The organism is Pseudomonas sp. O39 (assembly GCF_045447295.1).
GTDB classification, from domain to species: Bacteria; Pseudomonadota; Gammaproteobacteria; order Pseudomonadales; family Pseudomonadaceae; genus Aquipseudomonas; species Aquipseudomonas antarctica_A.
Window position 1 is genome coordinate 80,715 of record NZ_JBJGXV010000021.1, and the last position, 14,540, is coordinate 95,254.

Annotated in this window: 12 protein-coding genes; 3 read left to right on the forward strand and 9 right to left on the reverse strand. The window is 61.1% G+C overall.

From position 1 onward, the window contains the following. Positions 1-184: 184 nt before the first annotated feature. Together ACI77D_RS22775 and oadA are read left to right on the forward strand one after the other, a co-directional pair. Positions 185-1,600, forward strand: a complete 1,416-nt coding sequence (locus ACI77D_RS22775; protein ID WP_003213442.1) for an acetyl-CoA carboxylase biotin carboxylase subunit — start codon at positions 185-187, stop codon at positions 1,598-1,600. A gap of 101 nt (positions 1,601-1,701) precedes the next feature. Next, positions 1,702-3,510 (forward strand): sodium-extruding oxaloacetate decarboxylase subunit alpha, encoded by a 1,809-nt coding sequence (gene oadA, locus ACI77D_RS22780; protein ID WP_064454781.1) that lies wholly within the window; start codon positions 1,702-1,704, stop codon positions 3,508-3,510. Between the two features lie 82 nt (positions 3,511-3,592). Here the strand turns inward: oadA and ACI77D_RS22785 are convergent, their stop codons facing one another. The 4 genes from ACI77D_RS22785 to ACI77D_RS22800 all read right to left on the reverse strand — a co-directional run bounded on the left by ACI77D_RS22785 (position 3,593) and on the right by ACI77D_RS22800 (position 6,915). Further along, positions 3,593-4,885, reverse strand: a complete 1,293-nt coding sequence (locus tag ACI77D_RS22785) for an autotransporter domain-containing protein (protein ID WP_407017536.1) — start codon at positions 4,883-4,885, stop codon at positions 3,593-3,595. Between the two features lie 266 nt (positions 4,886-5,151). After that, on the reverse strand, positions 5,152-5,823 hold the full coding sequence (locus ACI77D_RS22790) for a GNAT family N-acetyltransferase (protein WP_407017537.1): 672 nt from the start codon (positions 5,821-5,823) through the stop codon (positions 5,152-5,154). A gap of 10 nt (positions 5,824-5,833) precedes the next feature. Next, complete coding sequence (locus ACI77D_RS22795; RefSeq protein ID WP_064454778.1) at positions 5,834-6,280, reverse strand: GNAT family N-acetyltransferase; 447 nt, start codon at positions 6,278-6,280, stop codon at positions 5,834-5,836. Continuing rightward, the gene (locus tag ACI77D_RS22800; protein WP_407017538.1) at positions 6,277-6,915 is read right to left on the reverse strand and encodes an FMN-binding negative transcriptional regulator; all 639 of its coding nucleotides are present in this window, start codon (positions 6,913-6,915) and stop codon (positions 6,277-6,279) included. The genes ACI77D_RS22795 and ACI77D_RS22800 overlap by 4 nt, the downstream gene beginning before the upstream one ends. A gap of 86 nt (positions 6,916-7,001) precedes the next feature. On the opposite strand from ACI77D_RS22800, the gene ACI77D_RS22805 reads away from it, so the two are divergent. Continuing rightward, a complete protein-coding gene (locus ACI77D_RS22805) occupies positions 7,002-8,549 on the forward strand; it encodes a PLP-dependent aminotransferase family protein (protein WP_407017539.1) in 1,548 nt (515 codons plus the stop codon). Positions 8,550-8,563: 14 nt separating this feature from the next. Here the strand turns inward: ACI77D_RS22805 and ACI77D_RS22810 are convergent, their stop codons facing one another. From ACI77D_RS22810 to ACI77D_RS22830, 5 genes are all read right to left on the reverse strand, one after another. After that, on the reverse strand, positions 8,564-9,655 hold the full coding sequence (locus tag ACI77D_RS22810) for a polyamine ABC transporter substrate-binding protein (RefSeq protein WP_407017540.1): 1,092 nt from the start codon (positions 9,653-9,655) through the stop codon (positions 8,564-8,566). Next, on the reverse strand, positions 9,652-10,686 hold the full coding sequence (locus tag ACI77D_RS22815) for a histone deacetylase family protein (RefSeq protein ID WP_407017541.1): 1,035 nt from the start codon (positions 10,684-10,686) through the stop codon (positions 9,652-9,654). The genes ACI77D_RS22810 and ACI77D_RS22815 overlap by 4 nt, the downstream gene beginning before the upstream one ends. Before the next feature lie 153 nt (positions 10,687-10,839). After that, positions 10,840-11,832, reverse strand: coding sequence for an AraC family transcriptional regulator (locus ACI77D_RS22820; RefSeq protein ID WP_407017542.1), 993 nt, complete (start codon positions 11,830-11,832; stop codon positions 10,840-10,842). A 50-nt stretch (positions 11,833-11,882) separates the two neighbouring features. After that, complete coding sequence (locus ACI77D_RS22825; RefSeq protein WP_407017543.1) at positions 11,883-12,860, reverse strand: asparaginase; 978 nt, start codon at positions 12,858-12,860, stop codon at positions 11,883-11,885. Positions 12,861-12,945: 85 nt separating this feature from the next. Further along, positions 12,946-14,397: a sodium:alanine symporter family protein gene (locus ACI77D_RS22830; protein ID WP_064454771.1), complete on the reverse strand. Its 1,452-nt coding sequence runs from the start codon at positions 14,395-14,397 to the stop codon at positions 12,946-12,948. Positions 14,398-14,540: the final 143 nt, after the last annotated feature.

Consider the following 14,540-nt stretch of genomic DNA (forward strand, 5'->3'; position numbering starts at 1 on the left):
CTCGCCTGGGGCCGTTCGGCCAACTATAAGTCTTTACTTATGCACGACCCAATAATTATTGATTTTTGTTAATCCTCCGGTGCGCATAGTGTGTGTCTCGCGACTGTCATGAAACATTTGGTCACGCGCCGACCCGGATCCAAAGGGTTGAAGAACGCAGCAATCGGCTCAAGGGAATTTCCAAGTGATAAAAAAGATCCTGATCGCCAACCGTGGTGAAATTGCCGTACGAATCGTGCGTGCTTGCGCCGAGATGGGCATTCGCTCGGTCGCGGTCTATTCCGACGCCGACCGCCATGCGTTGCACGTCAAACGTGCCGACGAAGCCCACAGCATTGGTGCCGAGCCCCTGGCCGGTTACCTCAACCCGCGCAAGCTGGTGAACCTGGCGGTGGAAACCGGTTGTGATGCGTTGCACCCCGGCTATGGTTTCCTGTCGGAAAACGCCGAGCTGGCGGACATCTGCGCCGAACGCGGCATCAAATTCATTGGCCCGTCGGCAGAAGTCATTCGCCGCATGGGCGACAAGACCGAAGCGCGCCGCAGCATGATCAAGGCCGGTGTGCCGGTCACGCCGGGCACCGAAGGCAACGTTGCGGACATCGCCGAAGCCCTGACCGAAGGCGACCGCATTGGTTACCCGGTAATGCTCAAGGCCACCTCCGGTGGTGGCGGTCGCGGTATCCGTCGTTGCAACAGCCGCGAAGAACTTGAACAAGCGTTCCCCCGCGTTATATCCGAAGCCACCAAGGCGTTCGGCTCGGCGGAAGTGTTCCTGGAAAAATGCATCGTCAATCCCAAGCATATTGAGGCGCAGATCCTCGGTGACAGCTTTGGCAACGTGGTGCACCTGTTCGAGCGTGATTGCTCGATCCAGCGCCGTAACCAGAAGCTCATCGAAATCGCCCCCAGCCCGCAGCTGACCCCTGAACAGCGCGCCTACATCGGCGACCTGTCGGTGCGCGCCGCGAAGGCCGTGGGCTACGAGAACGCCGGCACCGTGGAGTTCCTGCTCGCCGAGGGCGAGGTGTACTTCATGGAGATGAACACCCGGGTGCAGGTGGAACACACCATCACCGAAGAAATCACCGGCATCGACATCGTGCGTGAGCAGATCCGCATCGCGTCGGGCCTGCCGTTGTCGGTGAAGCAGGAAGACATTCAGCACCGTGGCTTCGCGTTGCAGTTCCGCATCAACGCCGAAGACCCGAAGAACAACTTCCTCCCAAGCTTCGGCAAGATCACCCGTTACTACGCGCCCGGCGGCCCCGGCGTGCGCACCGACACGGCGATTTATACCGGCTACACCATTCCGCCGTTCTACGACTCCATGTGCCTGAAACTGGTGGTATGGGCGTTGACCTGGGAAGAAGCCATGGACCGCGGCCTGCGTGCCCTGGACGACATGCGCCTGCAAGGCGTGAAGACCACGGCCGCCTACTACCAGGAAATCCTGCGCAACCCGGAATTCCGCAGCGGCCAGTTCAACACCAGCTTTGTGGAAAGCCATCCTGAGCTGACCAACTACTCGATCAAGCGCAAACCCGAAGAGCTGGCCCTGGCCATCGCCGCCGCCATCGCCGCCCACGCAGGCCTATGAATGAAACAGCTGCGAGCCTTTAGCTACAAGCGGCAAGTAAAAGCAGATTGGCTTTTTCTTGCAGCTTGTAGCTTGAGACTTGCCGCTATGAGGAGATACCAATGACTAAAAAGATCTTCGTAACCGACACCATCCTGCGCGACGCCCACCAATCGTTGCTGGCCACCCGCATGCGCACCGACGACATGCTGCCGATCTGCGACAAGCTCGACAAAGTCGGCTACTGGTCGCTGGAAGTCTGGGGCGGCGCGACCTTCGACGCCTGCGTACGCTTTTTGAAAGAAGACCCGTGGGAGCGCCTGCGCAAACTGCGCGCCGCATTGCCTAACACGCGTCTGCAAATGCTGCTGCGCGGCCAGAACCTGCTGGGCTACCGCCACTACAGCGACGACGTGGTCAGAGCCTTCGTCGCCAAGGCCGCCGTGAATGGCATCGACGTGTTCCGCATCTTCGACGCGATGAACGACGTGCGTAACCTGCGCGTGGCCATCGAAGCGGTCAAAGCCGCCGGCAAACATGCACAGGGCACCATCGCCTACACCACCAGCCCGGTGCACACCATCGGCGCGTTTGTGGCCCAGGCCAAGCAAATGGAAGCCATGGGTTGCGACTCGGTGGCGATCAAGGACATGGCCGGGCTGTTGACCCCGTACGCCACTGGCGAACTGGTCAAAGCGTTGAAGGCCGAGCAAAGCCTGCCGATCTTTATTCACTCGCATGACACGGCGGGTCTGGCTGCGATGTGCCAACTCAAGGCCATCGAAAACGGCGCCGACCACATCGACACCGCCATTTCCAGCTTCGCCTGGGGCACCAGCCACCCTGGCACCGAGTCGATGGTCGCCGCCCTCAAAGGCAGCGAGTTCGACACCGGTCTCGACCTGGAACTGCTGCAGGAAATCGGCCTGTACTTCTACGCGGTGCGTAAGAAGTACCACCAGTTTGAAAGCGAGTTCACCGCTGTCGACACCCGTGTGCAAGTCAACCAGGTGCCGGGCGGGATGATTTCCAACCTGGCCAACCAGTTGAAAGAGCAGGGCGCACTCAACCGCATGAGCGAAGTGCTGGCCGAAATCCCACGGGTGCGTGAAGACCTCGGCTTCCCGCCATTGGTGACGCCGACTTCGCAGATCGTCGGTACCCAGGCGTTCTTCAACGTACTGGCCGGCGAGCGCTACAAGACCATCACCAACGAAGTGAAGCTCTACCTGCAAGGCGGCTACGGCAAAGCGCCGGGCACCGTGAACGAAAAACTGCGTCGCCAGGCCATCGGCAGCGAAGAAGTGATCGACCATCGCCCGGCTGATTTGCTCAAGCCGGAAATGACCAAGCTGCGTGGCGAAATCGGTGCGTTGGCCAAGTCCGAAGAAGACGTGCTGACCTACGCCATGTTCCCCGACATCGGTCGCAAGTTCCTCGAAGAACGCGACGCCGGCACCCTGGCGCCGGAAGTGCTGTTGCCGATCCCTGAGGCCGGCGGTGTGGCCCGTGCCGGTGGCGAAGGCGTACCGACCGAATTCGTTATCGACGTGCACGGCGAAAGCTACCGTGTCGACATTACGGGTGTTGGCGTGAAGGCCGAAGGCAAGCGTCACTTCTACCTGTCCATCGACGGCATGCCGGAAGAAGTGGTGTTCGAACCGCTCAACGAGTTTGTCAGCAGCGGCGGCAGCAAGCGCAAGCACGCCACTGAGCCGGGCCATGTCAGCACCGCGATGCCGGGCAATATCGTCGACGTGCTGGTCAAGGAAGGCGACGTGGTCAAGGCCGGCCAGGCCGTGCTGATTACTGAAGCCATGAAGATGGAAACCGAAGTGCAGGCCGCGATCGCCGGCAAGGTGACCGCCGTTCATGTGGCCAAGGGCGACCGGGTCAATCCTGGCGAAATCCTGATTGAAATCGAAGGCTGATTCAGCCTTCGACACTATCGCTTAATCCTCGGGGGGGCAGGTGCTCCCCTTTTTTTTGCCTCGAATTTATCGCTGGGCGCCGTTAAAAATTCATCTTCCATTGCCCCATCAGGCCCTGGCTTTGGCTTTGGCTGCCGGTTTGTGCGTTATAGGTCAGGCCGACGGTGTGTTGGCTGGATAAGGCGAGGTCCAGGCCCGCCTGCATATCCAGGCTATTACGGTCCAGCGAGGTGCCGTTGAGGGTGAAACCATCAATGAGTCCGGGCGTGTAGCGATACGATTGGCGCACCTGGCTATCGACTTCGCCGTAGAGGTGTTTCCAGCTCGTACTCACGTGGGGTGTGAGGCTCATCCGGTTGTCGAACCGATACACCGTGGCCAGACGAAGGCCAAAGGTACTGCTCAGGTTCTGTTGGGTTTGTGAGCCTGCGTTCAGCGCGGTCAGGCCACCGCTTTCCTTGAAACTGCCGCGGTGATAGCGCTGATAGCCGAGGCCTGCGAAGGGCTCCACGCGTAAGTCTGCACTGCCCAGTTGATAGCCCAGTTCGGAAAATACGCTTTGGCTTTGGGCGTTGTAACGGCCTTTGAGCTGCTCTTTGTAATCAAGCAGGTTGACGCTGCGTTTGTTCTCCCCGGTATGGGCACTGTAGATCGCCCCCAGGCGCAGGGCCAAAGGGCCGTCCTCGCGCACGGCGTAACCGCCCAGGTGCAAGCTGTCGAGTTCGGCCCGAAAGCGTTGAGCTTGAAGCTCACTGGAGGATTTTGCGCCCATCACACCGACTCTCCAGGCGTCAGCCACCGCCCAATCGGCGCCCAGCATCAGGCCTTTGGTGTCATGTTTGAGCCCGTCGCTGCCGTTCTGTTTGTCGAGCTTGCCGTCGTCGCCCAGGCCTTGCACCCAAAAGTGGCCATCGCCATTGGTGGGCAGCGTGCGCAGGGTTGAGAGCAATTGGTTGCTGATTTTTCCGGTGATGGCCTGGGTTGCGCCAGCCAGATTGGCATTTTGGCTGCCCGCCAATTGTTCGAGAACTGCACCGATTCCTCCGGGTTGGGCAGCAAGATCGTCACCGAACCGTTCCAGTGCGTTGATCTGTCTTCTGGTCAACTCACCGGATTCCAGCAGGCGACTCAGCGCGGGCTCCAGGACCTTGGCGACCTGCAGGCCGTTATGCGTGGTGGCCTGGCGAGTGAGGTAACCGTCGATTGAGGGCGCTTGCACTGGAGGGGTGTAAAACCACGCATTGTTAAGTGCCGGGAGGGGATCAAATACGTAGGGTGTGAAGGCGATATCACCTTGCGCCTGTGCGGATTGAAGGCTGGCGGCACTGATCGCGAGGGCCATGAGAAGGGCAAGTCTGTGATGTGTAAAGGGCATGTAATCCCGACCTCTGATGAATGAGGCCGGGAATTTAGCGAGATAGCGGGGTGATAACTGTCAGGTAATCGACCCTTGGTTTGCGGGAGCTTTCTCTAGTCCGGCGCGATTAAAAACTCATCTGCCATTGCCCCGTCAGCGCATCTGTTGTTGCGGATGGGTGTGATGCCTTGAAGGCGTTGGACTGCAAGGTGGGCAAAGGCGGCTGAACCCATCGTTTGAAATCGCTGACGATCTAAAGTGTGGTTCTGTGTTGTCAGTGAGCGTCAGGCTCGGCACTCGGCCAGTGTTTTCAGTTGGCCGTCCCCACTCTGATTCGCCTCGGACAACCACGCTTCAAAGCCAGCCGCGACCTTCGGCCATTCCGAATCCAGGATCGAATACCACGCCGTATCGCGGTTCTGCCCCTTCACGACCATGTGCTGGCGGAATACGCCTTCAAAACTGAACCCCAAGCGCTCGGCCGCGTATTTAGAGCGAGCATTGCCGTTGTTGCACTTCCATTCCAGGCGACGGTAGCCCTGTTCGAAAGCGTACTTGGCCAGCAAGTACACGGCCTCGGTGCTTTTCGGTGAGCGCTGCATCGGCGCGCCGAAGGTGACGTGGCCGATTTCGATACGGCCCTGGGCCGGGACGATGGACATCAGGCTGAGGATGCCTTGGACGTCGCCGCTGGTGCGGTCGATTACGCTGAAGAAATACGGATCGTTGTGCTGGGCATGGTTGTTGAGCCAGGTATCAAACGCGGCGCGTTCGGCAAACGGGCCGTAGGGCAAATAGTCCCACAGCTTAGGGTCGGCGCCGGGGCCATGAAGGGCTTGAAACAGTTCGTCGCCATGGCGGGCCGGGTCGAGTTTTTCCAGGCGGATGTAGCGCCCTTCCAGCAATTGAACCGTGGGCGCGGGGACGCCTTTCCAATCGGCGGGTGAGATAGGCATGCTGCGCTCCTTAAAGACCTTTGCGAAATTGAATGAAACCGGGGCGTTCGGCAATGCGTTCATACAGTTGAATCGCCGTGGCATTGGTCTCGTGAGTCAGCCAATGCACCTTGCAGCAGCCATCGTCCTTGGCGGTGGCGTAGACGAATTCGATGAGCTTACGCCCCACGCCGGTGCCGCGTTGCGCCGGGTCCACCAGCAAGTCCTGCAAGTAGCAGGCGTTTTCGATGCTCCAGTTGGAGCGGTGGTAGATGAAGTTGACCATGCCCACTGCCTTGCCGTCCTGCCAGGCGAGGGCCGAGTGAGTCGGCTCGTTGGCGTCGATCAGGCGTTGCCAGGTGCTTTGGCTGACAGCGTCCGGCAGTTCGGTGTTGTAAAACGTCAAATACGCTTGCCACAGGGGTAACCAGGCGCCGTGGTCGGCGGCAGTTACCTGGCGAATATCGATCTGGCTCATTCTGAAACTCCTTGGGGAATAAAGCGGGCGAGGGTCTGGTCGCGCACATCCACGCTGGCGGCCAGGCCCTCGCGTACGCCGGCGATGTCGGCCGGGCTGCGGTTCTGGCTGAGTTTGCGCTTGCCGAGCAGGCGCTCGATCGGCAGGGCGAAGCCGACGATGGCCTTGAGCATGCCGTCGATGTAGTCGGCCGGCGCGTCGCTGACTTTCCAGGGGTGGGCGCGGCGGCCTTCGTGACGGTCGGTGAGGGCGCTGACCACGGTCAGCAGGCGCTCGGCGTCGGTAAACACCTCGGCTTTGCCATAGGCATGTACAGCGAGGTAATTCCAGGTAGGCACCACTTTGCCGTGCTCGGCCTTGGACGGGTAAAACGCCGGGCTGACATAGCCTTCGGCACCGGCAAAGATCACCAGGGCTTCGTTGCCATTTTGCAGCTCGCGCCACTGCGGATTAGCCTTGGCGAGGTGCCCATAGAGCGTGCCATACGGGCCTTCATCGGGGTTGAGCAGCAGCGGCAAGTGGCTGGCTTGCAAGCCCTGCTCACCGAAGGTGACCAACTGCGCCAGGCGGGTGTGCTGGATCAGTTGCTGCAGTTCAGGCAAATCTTCGAGGGCAAAGGCGCGTGGTGTGTACATGAAATTTTCCTTGGCGAATGCCTGCATCCTAGGCAGGCTAATGGTTCGTTGTAAGAGCCATCTAGCGCCAATTTCATGGGTCCAATATGCCGCCTATTTCGCCGCCGCTGTTATTCAACCCCGCAGGCATTGAGCTGGATCGCCGTCAGGGCCTGACTCGCCAACTCTACGGCGCGTTGCGCCATCGGGTGCTGGACGGGCGGCTGGTCAGTGGCACGCGGTTGCCCGCCACCCGCGACTTGGCGGCAGCACTGTCGATCTCCCGCAACAGTGTGGTGCGCGCCTACGATCAGTTGTATGCGGAGGGGTTTATTGAGAGCCGGGTGGGTGATGGCACGTATGTCGCCCAATTGCCCACGCCAAAAAAACTATCCACAAAAGTATCCACAGGGTTTTCCACAGGCTTACCCACAGCCTTATCCACAAAATGGGCGGATTTTCCGGAAGATCTCGACAATGAAGTTATCCACAGTGCGGGCGTGGCGCGGGTCAAAAATAACCATCTTTCCCTGCCTCCCTCGGGGCCGCCTCGGGCATTTCGCGTGGGTGTGCCGGCCTTTGATCTGTTTCCGTTTGAGGTCTGGGCCAAGCTGAATGGGGCGTTCTGGCGCAAGCCTGACCTGGAACAGCTTTGCTATGGCGACCCGGCAGGTGACGGCCGTCTGCGCGGTTTGATCGCCGCTTACCTGCGCAGCTCGCGGGGCATGCAGTGTTCGGCTGAGCAAATTGTAATCACCTGTGGTGCGCAGCAGGCAATCAGCCTTTGTGCACAGTTGCTGGTGGAGCCGGGAGACCGGGTGGCGGTGGAAAACCCGGGCTATCGCGCGGCTGGGCATGCATTTGCCCTGGCGGGTGGGCGACTGCAAGGCGTACCGGTGGACGGCGAGGGGATTGATTGCCAAGTGCTCAACACACTGGATGACTGTCGTGTGGCGTATGTCACGCCTTCTCATCAGTACCCGCTGGGTGTGGTGATGAGCCTGGCGCGGCGCCTGGAGCTGCTGGCCTGGGCTGAACGTACGAGCGGCTGGGTCATCGAGGACGACTATGACGGTGAGTACCGCTACAGCGGCGCGCCCCTGTCGCCGTTGGCGGCGCTGGATCGTAGTGGGCGAGTGTTGTATGTCGGCACCTTCGGCAAGGTGGCGTTCCCGGCGCTGCGCCTCGGTTATCTGGTATTGCCACCCGGCCTGGTGGACGCTTTTACCCGGCGCCGCGCCGTGGACATGCGCCATTCCGAAGTGAGTACCCAGGCGGTGATGGCGGAGTTTATGGCCGCCGGGCATTTCCAGCGGCATATCCGCCGCATGCGGCGTGCGGCGTTGAGTCGGCGAAACGCCTTGCTCGCCGGTTGGCCCAAAGGGTTGCCAGGTGTCAGCGAACTGCTCGGCGTTGCGGCGGGGCTGCACCTGACGGTGCGCGTGGACAGCCTGGCGCGCGAGCAGCAATTGCTGGTCCAGGCCCACGCGGCAGGCGTCGAGGTCAACGGCTTGAGCAGCTATTGGCTGCCCCAGTCCACCACGCCGGTCGATCAGCGTGCCGGGCTGGTGCTGGGCTTCGCCGCCGTGCCCGAAGCGGATATCGCCGTGGCGCTGTCGCGCTTAAGGCAGGCATGGGGCGCCCGCCCTGGCTGAGTTTGCCTGTCGGTTCAGGTCCCCGACTTGATCTTGGTCCAGGCCCGCGTTCTGGCCCGTTCCGCATCACGCCCCAATGGCTTCAAGGTATACAGCGTGGCCATGGCCGCCTCGGTTGGGTACAGGTTGGGATTATTGCGAATTGCCGGGTCGACTAACTCGGTGGCGTCCTTGTTCGGGTTGGGGTAGCCGACAAAATCACTGATCGGCGCGATCACCTGGGGTTGCAGCAGGTAGTTGATAAAGGTGTAGGCGTCCTGCGGGTTTTGCGCGCCCTTGGGAATGGCGAGCATGTCGAACCAGATCGGCGCGCCTTCTTTGGGCAGGCGCATGTCCACGGTTACGCCATTTTTGGCCTCTTTGGCGCGGTTGGAGGCTTGGGAAAAGCTACCGGAATAACCCACGGCCACACAGATGTCGCCGTTGGCGATATCAGCCATGTATTTGGACGAGTGAAAGTAGGTGATGTAGGGGCGGATTTTCATCAACAGCGCCTCAGCCTTGACGTAATCCTTGGGGTTGCTGCTGTTGGGGTCCAGGCCCAGGTGTTGCAAGGCCAGGGGCAGGATTTCCGAGGGCGAATCCAGCAGGGCGACCCCGCATTGTTTGAGTTTGCTGATGTTCTCTTCCTTGAAGATCAGGTCCCAACTGTCCACCGGCGCGTTATCGCCCAACACCGCTTTGACCTTGGCCGGGTTGAAGCCGATCAGGATGGTGCCGTACATATAGGGCACGGCGAATTTATTGCCGGGGTCGTTGGCTTCGATCAGCTTCATCAGCTTGGGGTCGAGGTGGTTCCAGTTGGGCAACTGGCTCCGGTCCAGCGGCTGGAACACGCCGGCTTCGATCTGCTTGGCCAGGAACACGTTGGACGGCACCACCACGTCATAGCCCGAGTTGCCGGTGAGCAACTTGGCCTCAAGGGCTTCGTTGGTGTCGAAGATGTCGTACACCAGCTTGACCTGCGGGTGCTGTGCCTTGAAGTCTTCAAGCGCCTTGGGGGTGATGTAGTCGAACCAGTTGTAGACCTTGAGGGTTTTCTCTTCGGCGTGGGCCGCGCCGCCGAGAACGGCTGCACAGAGGACGAGTGACTTGAGCATGTTCATTGGGCGGACTCCTCAAAACCTTCGAGCACGTTGACGGCGTTGATGCCGATTTCTTCCACGGCGTAGCCGCCTTCCATCACAAACAGCGTGGGTCTGCCCAAGCGGGCGATGCGCGCACCCATCGCCAGGTAGTCAGGGCTGTCGAGTTTGAATTGCGAGATGGGGTCGTCTTTGAATGTATCCACACCCAGGGAAACGACGATGATGTCGGCGCCGTAGCGCTCAATCTCAGTGCAGGCTTCTTCAAGTGCCGCGCTCCAGCGATCCCAGCCGGAACCTGCCGGCAACGGGTAGTTGAAGTTGAAGCCTTCGCCGGCGTCTTCTCCCAGTTCGTCGGCATACCCCAGGAAAAACGGAAACTCCGCTTCTGGGTGCCCATGGATCGAGGTGAAGAGCACGTCGCTGCGGGCATAAAAAATCGACTGCGTGCCATTACCGTGGTGGTAATCCACGTCGAGAATCGCGACCTTTTTATGGCCTTGGTCGAGAAATGCCTGAGCGGCAATGGCCGCGTTGTTGAGGTAGCAATAACCGCCCATCAAGTCGCTGGCGGCGTGGTGCCCCGGCGGGCGACACAGGGCAAAGGCGGCGCTTGCACCTTGTGCGATTGCCTGTTGCGCCGTCAGGGCGACTTGCGCGGCGCTGTAGGCCGCTTGCCAAGTGCCGGCAGTAATCGGTGCGCCGCCGTCAAAACTGTAATAACCCAGTTGGCCGTGCAGGCTGGCAGGCAGTACCCGGCGCAGGGTGCGGGCAGGCCAGGTGTAGGGCAGCAAGTCGCCGTCCTGGCCGAACTCGGTCCAGCGCGCCCAGGCACCTTTGAAGAAGTCGAGGTAGTCGCGGCTGTGAATGCGTTGCAGCGGTGCCAGGCCAAAGTCCTGCGGTGCCTGAACTGGGCCCAGCTCGCGGTCCTTGACCCGTTGCAACACATGATCGGCGCGTGATGGCATTTCGAAGCAGGGCATCAGTTGCCCGTCCATCAATTCGCAACGGCCGTGATGCAGGTGGTGATCGTCCGAGTAGATCGTCAGCATTTATTGTTCTCCGCAGGCTGTATCGGTGGATGCAGTCTTGCGGCGGGCGGGTTTTATGAGAATGGCAGGAGCGGCCAAAAGGGGATAAATCTGGCCAAATTATCTGTCCTCAATTCGCCCCGAAATGGCGCGGCCATGCTCTCTCAACAGGCATCAGGGCCGGAACTGGCTGGGCGCCACGCCGCTCCAGCGCACGAAGGCGTGCCGAAAACTGGCGGTTTCACTGAAGCCGAGTTGCTCGGCGATCCGGTAGATGGGCAGTTCATCTTCGGCCAGCCATTGCTTGGCTCGCTCGAAGCGCAGCTCGTCGAGCAGTTCCTGGTAGCTGCAGCCCAGGTCATGCAGGTGTCGACGCAAGGTACGGGCCGAGCAGTTCATCTGTTCGGCCAGGCCTTCAATCCCCGGCGCCGCGCCGAGTTGGCTGGCGAGCAGTTGGCGGATTCTGCCGAGCCAGGCCTGGCGACCGGTGAATTCCAGGTTCTGCTTGCGGCAACGCTCGGCCATGGCCTGGTGAGTGACCGCGTCGGCCAGAGGCAGGGGGTGGTCCAACCAGTGTTTGTCGAAGGCGAACGCGTTGGTGGTGGTTTCAAAATGCAGCGAGCAGGCAAAGCACTCGCTGTAGCGTGCGTGATAATCCGGTGCGCTGTGTTCAAAGCGCGCGGCGAGCAGCGGCAGCGGTTGGCCGAGCAAGTCGTCGCAGATGACCTTCAGCGACGCCAGGCACAGTTCGACGTTGAACATCGCAAGGCTCGGGTTTTCCCGGTAGTCGCTGGCGGTGAACCAGATGCGCTCAGCGTCTTCTTCAAGGCTGAGCTCGAAAAGTGTTCCCAGCAGCGCCGGATAACGCAACGCCAGGCGCAAAGCGTCACCGAAGGTGGCACTGGTGAGCAGGGCGTAACCGAGCATGCCGTAGGCCGAGACATGCATCTGCCGGCCCAACTCCAGGCCCACATCCCGGCGCAGGGCCACGGCGTTGGCGCATACGCGCATTTCCTGATTGGTGGTGATGCGCGTGTCCGCGCGGCTCAAGTCCGCCGCACAGATGCCACTGCCGGCCAGCAGCGCTTCAAAGGGCAAGCCTTCGGCCTTGAACGTGCTGAGGACCAGGGAAACGGCATTGAGGGTGGTGAGGTGGGAGTGCAGCATGGGAACTTCCAGCCAGGGGATGGCTGGAAGTGGAGCAAGTTACATGCCGGTCAGCTCAGTTCGCCGCACAGGTCCAGTTCTACCAGGCGGCGTACCTCGCTGGTCGCCAGCCCGGCACCCAGCAGCACCTGCAGCTTGCCGAACACCGCTTCGCGCGTCATGCCGCCACCGGACAGCACGCCCACGCCGCGCAGACGGCTGCCGGCTTCGTAGACGTCGAGTTCCACGCCGCCTTCATGGCATTGGGTGATCGCCACCACGACCACGCCCAGGTCCTGCGCGCGTTTGAGGCTGGCGAGGAACGCCGGGTTATCGCTCGGCCCAGTGCCGCTGCCGAAGCATTCCAGCACCAACGCCTGAATGCCGCTGTCGATCAGTGCATCTAACTGCGTAGCGGCGATACCCGGCACCAGCGGCAGCACGCCGACGTTGGCCAGCGCTTTGGGTTGGCGATAATCCAGGGCTGGCGGCAGTGCATCGGCCTTGGCTACGCCGCCATTACGCTGCAAGGCAGCAAATGGATGGCGACCAAAGCTGCGAATCTTCGCGCATCGGGTCGGCGCCATCAGCGCGCCGTGGAAGTACAGCTGCACGCCCGGTGCCAGGCCTTCGCCCAATGCCAGCAGGGCGCCGCTGACGTTTTCCCAGGCATCGCTGTCAGGCACGCCAGCGGGGAGCATCGAGCCGGTGAACACCACCGGCGCGGGCAGGCCCAGCAGTTGGAAACTCATCGCCGCCGCGCTGTAGGCCAACGTATCGGTGCCGTGCAGGATCAGCACGGCGTCGCAGCCGTCGTCCACGGCTTCAATCACAGCGGTGCGCAGGCGCTGCCAGTAAGCGGGGGTCATGTTGGCGCTGTCGATCAGCGGCGCCATTTCCCGGAAGCGCCAGGCAGGCACTGGCAGGTCGGCAAGCTGTTCGCGCATGCGCGCCTCGAAGCCGGAAGCCGGGGCCAGGCCGTTGGCGCTGGCTTGCATGCCGATGGTGCCGCCGGTGTAGAGCACCATGATGTTGTTAGCTTTGGACATCGAGAATTCTCCTGAACGAAAAACGCCGCCGGGCCCAGAGCATGCCCAAGGCCGGGCGGCGTGTCATCTATCTAGGCTTCTACGCTCAGCGTTGCGCTTGAGCGTTCAGTTCAGCCGATGCTTGAGCGCCAGGCTCAGGCTTCGCTGGATTTGCCGGCCAGGCCTTGCGGTCCAGGTCCAGGTCAGGGAATTTGCTGGAATCGAACACTGGCGTCTTGATGCCCGCAGCCCGCTGGCCGTCGTAGTCATTCAGTATGCGCATGGCGATCTTGAACAGGAACGCCAGGGCGAACAGGTTGACGAACGCCAGCATGGTCATGGTGATGTCGGCGAAGGCGAACACGGTACCCAGGTTCTCGATGGAACCCCAGAAAATCAGCACCAGCACCAACGCGCGGTAGCCCATCAGCACCTTGCGGTTGTTGCCCACCAGGAAGCGCAGGTTGCTCTCACCGAGGTAGTAGTTGTACATGATCGAGGTGAACACGAACAACGCCAGGGCCACCGAAATGAACATGCGGCCCCAGTCGCCGACCACGGCTGCCAGGGAGTTCTGGGTCAGGGCAATGCCGTCGCCTTCAAAACCTGGGGTGTAGAAACCGGAGAGCAGGATCAGCAACGCGGTGCAGGTGCAGATCACGAAGGTGTCGAGGAACACGCTGAATGCCTGGACCACGCCTTGGGCGATCGGGTGTTCTACCGAGGCCACGGCTGCCACGTTAGGCGCACTGCCCAAACCGGCTTCGTTGGCGAACACGCCGCGCTTCACACCCATGATGATTGCGCTGCCCACCAGGCCACCAAAGGCTTGGTCGAGGCCGAAAGCGCTCTTGACGATGGTCGCGAGCATGGCCGGCACGTGGTCGAATTGCAGCACGATCACGTAGAGGGTCACGGCGATGTAGACCAGGGTCTTGACCGGCACCAGCAGGTCGGCGATCGAGGCGATACGCTTGATCCCGCCGATGAACACCAGGCCCAGCAATACGGCCAGCGCGAGGCCGGTGTAGGTGGTGTCGAGGCCAAAAGCATTGTTCAGCGAGTGGGTCACGGCGTGGGCTTGCAGGCCGTTGAAGGCGAAACCGAAGGTCACCAGCAACAGGAACGCCATGACCATACCCAGCCAGCGCTTATGCAGGCCGTGCTGGATGTAGTAGGCCGGGCCACCGCGGTAAGTGCCTTCAGCGTCGGTGCGCTTATACAGCTGGCCGAGCGAGCATTCGATAAAGCTCGAGGACATGCCCACCAACGCGGTGACCCACATCCAGAACACGGCACCCGGGCCACCCAGGGTGACGGCAATGCCGACACCGGCGATGTTACCGGCACCGACGCGGCCGGCCAGGCTGAGCATCAGCGCCTGGAACGAGCTGAGTTGGCCGGCGCTGCTCTTCAGGCTGTCTTTAAACACCGAGAACATGTGGAAAAAGTGACGCAACTGAACGAAACGCGAGCGGATCGTGAAATAACCGCCGAGCCCGACAATGAGCACGATCAGTACTTTCCCTGAGAGGAAGTCGTTGATGACTTCGAGCATGGAGTGTTCCTCGCTGATTTTTCTAATGGCAAACGCAGGACGGTCCGACGCGTCGCTCGGCACCAGGCAGTGCACGACGCTTCGCCCCAATCCTTTTGCGGGTGTTGTTATTCATGCGCTTTCGCGTTGTATCCGGGCCTCGT

Bases quoted from the DNA above. Each gene is read 5' to 3' on its own strand.
- ACI77D_RS22790 (WP_407017537.1), bottom strand. From the start codon at position 5,823: ATGCCTATCTCACCCGCCGATTGGAAAGGCGTCCCCGCGCCCACGGTT.
- ACI77D_RS22830 (WP_064454771.1), bottom strand. From the start codon at position 14,397: ATGCTCGAAGTCATCAACGACTTCCTCTCAGGGAAAGTACTGATCGTG.
- ACI77D_RS22795 (WP_064454778.1), bottom strand. From the start codon at position 6,280: ATGAGCCAGATCGATATTCGCCAGGTAACTGCCGCCGACCACGGCGCC.
- ACI77D_RS22820 (WP_407017542.1), bottom strand. From the start codon at position 11,832: ATGCTGCACTCCCACCTCACCACCCTCAATGCCGTTTCCCTGGTCCTC.
- oadA (WP_064454781.1), top strand. From the start codon at position 1,702: ATGACTAAAAAGATCTTCGTAACCGACACCATCCTGCGCGACGCCCAC.
- ACI77D_RS22825 (WP_407017543.1), bottom strand. From the start codon at position 12,860: ATGTCCAAAGCTAACAACATCATGGTGCTCTACACCGGCGGCACCATC.
- ACI77D_RS22785 (WP_407017536.1), bottom strand. From the start codon at position 4,885: ATGCCCTTTACACATCACAGACTTGCCCTTCTCATGGCCCTCGCGATC.
- ACI77D_RS22815 (WP_407017541.1), bottom strand. From the start codon at position 10,686: ATGCTGACGATCTACTCGGACGATCACCACCTGCATCACGGCCGTTGC.
- ACI77D_RS22810 (WP_407017540.1), bottom strand. From the start codon at position 9,655: ATGAACATGCTCAAGTCACTCGTCCTCTGTGCAGCCGTTCTCGGCGGC.
- ACI77D_RS22800 (WP_407017538.1), bottom strand. From the start codon at position 6,915: ATGTACACACCACGCGCCTTTGCCCTCGAAGATTTGCCTGAACTGCAG.
- ACI77D_RS22805 (WP_407017539.1), top strand. From the start codon at position 7,002: ATGCCGCCTATTTCGCCGCCGCTGTTATTCAACCCCGCAGGCATTGAG.